The following is a 3,449-nucleotide window of genomic DNA, read 5'->3' on the forward strand; positions in this document are numbered from 1 at the left end:
CGCAGACGCCGCGACGACATCCTCACAACCATCAGGCTCGGCTATTCCAACGCCAGGATCGAAGCGTTCAACAACAAGATCAAGGTCACCATCCGCATGGCCCACGGCTTCCGCAACACGGACAACCCCATCGCCATGATCAAACTCAGATACTCAGGACCACCCATCCACCTGCCAACACCCATCCTCTAACCCACGAAAACAGCAGAAGCCTCAGAAAAGGCGATATGCTACCCTCCACGGGGCGCATACCGCCTTTTCTTGTTATCCAGCCCTCCGGCTGTATCGGTTGAGCAAAAGTCAACGTGGGAATGGTGTGGTATCTTTATCTAAGTGAAACCCCCGATTCCCATTTGCTGATGGCCTGCCTTGAGACGCCCAGCAGCATGGCCAGCCGCTCCTGGGTGAAGTTACGCCCGGTGCGCAGGGTCTGCAGGTTCTTTTGGAAGCTCATCGTCGGCCCCCTTTCTCCGTCGTCCGCGGCGGCATGCCGTCCCCTCTGTCACTTCCGCTGTGCCTCATACCGCCGTCGACGCGCCACCACCTTGGGGTTGCATCGTGCCGGCGCAACCGCGCGGACCTGCACCCGGCACCCCGCAACCACCGGTTGCACCGGCGTCATTCCGCGGAATACGGTTTGTCGCACCGGCACCATCACCATGCGGCGAACCGTACGCTTACGAGACGCAAGAGTACGGTTCGCCGTGTGAGGACCGCGGGACTGCGGCAAACCGTACGCTTAGCGACACTCACAGTACGGTTCGCCGCATGGGGACCGTAGGACTGCGGCGAACCGTACGCTTACGAGACGCAAGAGTACGGTTCGCCGTGTGGGGCGCCCGTTTACAGACGTCCGCCCGCAAGCGCCCGCCCACGGGTGCCCGCTTACGGGTGCCCGCTTACGGGTGCCCGCCCGCACGGCGCCTGCGCCCACAGATGCGCCCGCGGATGCAGCGAGGTCCCTCCATCACGGGGATGGAGGGACCTCGTCTCAGGTCAGGCCGGTCTCAGGTCAGGCCGCTGACCGCGGGATCAGAACTCGCGGTTCTTGCGGTAGAAGCGGATCAGCGCCTGGGTGGAGGCGTCCTGCGCGGCCAGCGCCTCGTCGTCCTGGGAGATGGCCGGGGTGATCTGCTTGGCCAGCTGCTTGCCGAGCTCCACGCCCCACTGGTCATAGGAGTCCAGGCCCCACACGGTGCCCTCGACGAAGGTGATGTGCTCGTACAGCGCGATGAGCTCGCCCAGCGAGAACGGGGTCAGGGCCACGCCGAAGATCGAGGTGGTCGGACGGTTGCCGGTGAACACGCGGGCCGGCACGATCTCCTCTGGCGTGCCCTCGGCGCGCACCTCGTCGGCGGTCTTGCCGAAGGCGAGCGCCTTGGTCTGCGCGAAGTAGTTGCCGAGGAACAGCTCGTGCACGTCCTGGTCGCCGTCCTTCGTCGGGTTCGGGGTGTTCACGAACGCGATGAAGTCGGCCGGGATGAGCTGGGTGCCCTGGTGGATGAGCTGGTAGAAGGCATGCTGGCCGTTGGTGCCCGGCTCGCCCCAGAAGATCTCGCCGGTGTCGCAGGTGACCGGGGTGCCGTCCCAGCGCACGGACTTGCCGTTGGACTCCATGGTGAGCTGCTGCAGGTAGGCCGGGAAGCGGTGCAGGTACTGGTCGTAGGGCAGCACGGCGTGGGAGGCGACGTGGAAGAAATTGCGGTACCACACGTTGAGCATGCCCATCATCACCACGGCGTTCTGCTCGAACGGGGTGTTGGCGAAGTACTCGTCGATCTCGTGGAAGCCGTGCAGGAACTCCTCGAAGCGGGCCGGGCCGAACACGACGGCCAGGGAGGTGCCCACGGCGGAGTCCACGGAGTAACGGCCGCCGACCCAGTTCCAGAAGCCGAAGGCGTTGGCCGGGTCGATGCCGAACTCCTCGACCTTCTCCAGGTTGGTGGAGACGGCCACGAAGTGCTTCTTGATGGCCTCGGCGCGCTGGGCCTCGTCGCCGGCGGCGATGGCGCCGGCGGCCTCGAGCTGCTCGAGCAGCCAGGTGCGGGCCTCGCGGGCGTTGGTCAGGGTCTCCAGCGTGGTGAAGGTCTTGGAGACGATGATGAACAGCGTGGTCTCTGGATCCAGGCCCTTGGTCTTCTCGGCCAGGTCGTTCGGGTCGATGTTGGAGATGTAGCGGGCGGAGATGCCGGCGTCCGCGTACGGCTTGAGCGCCTCGTACACCATGACGGGGCCCAGGTCGGAGCCGCCGATGCCGATGTTGACGACGGTCTCGATGCGGCGGCCGGTGATGCCGGCCCACTTGCCGGAGCGCACCTGCTCGGCGAAGTCGTAGATGCGCTTGAGGGTGTCGCGCACATCCTTGACGGTGTCCTGGCCGTCCACGATGAACTTGCCCTCGTCGGTCTCCGGGCGGCGCAGCGCGGTGTGGAGCACGGCGCGGTCCTCGGTGTTGTTGATGTGCACGCCGGTGTACATCTGCTTGGTGCGCTCGTCGAGCTTGACGGCGCGGGCCAGGTCAGCGAACAGCTTGAGGGTCTCGGGCTTGATGAGGTTCTTGGACAGGTCGAAGTGCAGGTCGCCGGCATCGAAGCTCAGCTTCTCCACACGCTCCGGATCGGCGGCGAACCAGTCCTTGAGGCTGATGCCCTCGGACTGCATCTCATCGTAGTGCTTCTGCAGGGCCGCCCACTCTGTGGTCTGCGTGGCGTCAACGGGAGGATTGATGGCCATATTCCTTGTTCCTTTCCTATGGATTGGGCTGGTCGGGGACCATCCCATCACACCTCACAAGATACTCACAAAAGGGGACACAATCGCACGAAAACTGTCTCCTCCGCGACGGCCCGCCAATGGCCGCGCCGCGCAAGGGCACAGGATCGCCGACATCCCCGCCCGACAGCCGGCGCGACACGTCGCCCGCGCCGGTTTGGACTTTTCGCCGGGGTGCCGTATACTTCCAATCTGTTGCGCGGCGAGCCCGCGGAACGAACCGCCACTTTAGCTCAGTCGGTAGAGCGGCTCACTCGTAATGAGCAGGTCGTCAGTTCGATTCTGACAAGTGGCTCCATCTCCCTAGGCCGTCTACGCGGCCTAGGGTTTTGTGTATCGGGCGGTATCCCCGCGGAGGCCGGCCGATGCGAACGCGCGAGTGGCGTAATGGTAGCCGCGCAGGATTTAGGTTCCTGTGTCTTCGGACGTGTGGGTTCGAGTCCCATCTCGCGCACCGTCAGGGATGCCGCGGCATGGTGCCGCAGCAACGAGGTGCCTCATTTGAAAGTGAGTGCGGAACCGGGAGTGGCGCCTCGCGTGGGGTGAGCGCGAAATCCTGGTCGGTGTCGGCTGGGGTTTCGTTGTTGTCTTCCGGTCGGGCGCCCGCGATGCGTGCGGGTGTCCTGTTCGAGTATGGGATGTCGGGGCCGACGCGCTGCTCGAGGCGTCGGGTGCGT

General features: G+C 64.8%; 3 protein-coding genes, 2 tRNA genes and 1 pseudogene. 3 read left to right on the plus strand and 3 right to left on the minus strand.

Going from position 1 to position 3,449, the window contains the following annotated elements; all coding sequences use genetic code 11:
* Window positions 1–192: transposase (locus tag H7U32_RS09190; RefSeq protein ID WP_204469773.1), on the plus strand; the 192-nt coding region annotated here is incomplete at its 5' end.
* 151 nt (window positions 193–343) lie between these two features.
* Here the strand turns inward: H7U32_RS09190 and H7U32_RS09195 are convergent.
* Together H7U32_RS09195 and pgi are read right to left on the minus strand one after the other, a co-directional pair.
* Window positions 344–454: pseudogene (locus H7U32_RS09195) on the minus strand (helix-turn-helix transcriptional regulator); the annotation flags it as partial.
* A gap of 578 nt (window positions 455–1,032) precedes the next feature.
* The gene (gene pgi / locus H7U32_RS09200) at window positions 1,033–2,733 is read right to left on the minus strand and encodes a glucose-6-phosphate isomerase (RefSeq protein WP_204469774.1); all 1,701 of its coding nucleotides are present in this window, start codon (window positions 2,731–2,733) and stop codon (window positions 1,033–1,035) included.
* Window positions 2,734–2,994: 261 nt separating this feature from the next.
* Between pgi and H7U32_RS09205 the strand changes: the two genes are divergently transcribed.
* Window positions 2,995–3,070: transfer RNA gene (locus tag H7U32_RS09205), tRNA-Thr, on the plus strand.
* Window positions 3,071–3,145: 75 nt separating this feature from the next.
* Window positions 3,146–3,226: transfer RNA gene (locus H7U32_RS09210), tRNA-Leu, on the plus strand.
* 3 nt (window positions 3,227–3,229) lie between these two features.
* Here H7U32_RS09210 and H7U32_RS09215 read toward each other — a convergent pair.
* A partial coding sequence (locus H7U32_RS09215) for a hypothetical protein (protein WP_204469775.1) occupies window positions 3,230–3,449 on the minus strand: 220 nt, incomplete at its 5' end.

It is taken from the genome of Bifidobacterium pullorum subsp. saeculare, from assembly GCF_016899725.1.
Taxonomy (GTDB): domain Bacteria; phylum Actinomycetota; class Actinomycetes; order Actinomycetales; family Bifidobacteriaceae; genus Bifidobacterium; species Bifidobacterium pullorum_C.

Excerpts from the sequence above, each read along its gene's own strand:
- pgi (WP_204469774.1), bottom strand. The coding sequence starts at position 2,733 with ATGGCCATCAATCCTCCCGTTGACGCCACGCAGACCACAGAGTGGGCG.